This is a genomic window from Streptomyces klenkii (assembly GCF_003626645.1).
Classification (GTDB): Bacteria; Actinomycetota; Actinomycetes; order Streptomycetales; family Streptomycetaceae; genus Streptomyces; species Streptomyces klenkii.
This window is the reverse complement of the sequence record NZ_RBAM01000180.1, coordinates 1-1,084: the sequence shown is the minus strand read 5'-3', so window position 1 is coordinate 1,084 and position 1,084 is coordinate 1. Positions and strand designations below refer to the sequence as shown.

At 68.6% G+C, this 1,084-nt stretch carries 1 protein-coding gene and 1 tRNA gene; one reads left to right on the top strand and one right to left on the bottom strand.

All coding sequences use genetic code 11. From position 1 onward, the window contains the following. Positions 1-285 precede the first annotated feature (285 nt). Positions 286-492, top strand: a complete 207-nt coding sequence (bldC, locus tag D7231_RS35610; RefSeq protein ID WP_019431930.1) for a developmental transcriptional regulator BldC — start codon at positions 286-288, stop codon at positions 490-492. Positions 493-925: 433 nt separating this feature from the next. Here bldC and D7231_RS35605 read toward each other — a convergent pair. Further along, positions 926-1,000 (bottom strand) — tRNA-Asp (locus D7231_RS35605). Positions 1,001-1,084 lie beyond the last annotated feature (84 nt).

The following is a 1,084-nucleotide window of genomic DNA, read 5'->3' as shown; positions in this document are numbered from 1 at the left end:
GGCGAGGCTGATGGTGAGTCATCGAGCCATGACGGACCGTTACGGTCGAGTGACTGTCCGCTATGGCACGTTCCAGTCGGCTTCCGCCGAGGTTGAACACCTGAGAGGGCAATTCCATCGGTTTGGCCGACCCGGCTGGACGGATGGTGTAGTTGTAGTGCCGAGGACAAGCCGTTCGTCCTATAACCGACTCGACCCCCGTCTGCCATTTCGGGCAACGCGGGTGAAGGTGCAGAATTTAGAGGAAAGAACCGTGATGGTTCGGTTCTCCCGAGGAGGCCGCTCATGACCGCTCGCACCCCTGATGCCGAGCCGCTGCTGACCCCGGCTGAGGTTGCCACGATGTTCCGCGTCGACCCCAAAACGGTCACACGCTGGGCAAAGGCGGGCAAGCTCACGTCAATCCGTACGCTCGGCGGGCACCGCCGCTACCGCGAGGCGGAGGTCCGCGCGCTGCTCGCGGGCATCCCGCAGCAGCGTGGCGAGGCCTGAAGCACGACCGCACCACCTCGCACCACCCGCACCACCAACGCACCACACCGCACTACCGCGCACCACTCACTCCGCGGCGGCGCCGGAGCCCCCACTCCGCGCCGTCCGACCAGATCGCGCCGGACTCCGCCGGGTCCGGCGCGATCCTTGTCTCCGCGCGTTGAGTCCCCCGGGGGCCCGGAAGCGGGCCCGCCGGCGGCCCGGCCCGCCGTGCAATTGCACATATTAAATTGGCGGTTGTCTCTACGGGGTCGAACGAGCTCAGCCCGCAACCAAGTTCAGTGACTCCCGTCACACGCCTCGGCTCTTGCCCGGCCCGCCGCGCGTGGGGTAGAGCGCGCGGCCGACCCTGCCGCGCCGCTCCCGTCCTGCCCCAGACCTACCCAACGCAGAAAGCCCGGACCCCCCGTGTGGGGTCCGGGCTTTGGCGCTGCGGTCCTGACGGGATTTGAACCCGCGGCCTCCACCTTGACAGGGTGGCGAGCACTCCAAACTGCTCCACAGGACCATCTGTGCGACCGCGACTCTACCCCAGCCCCGGGCCGCCCGGCGAATCGCCCGCCGATGCCCCTACGAGGAGCCGGGCGGGGCC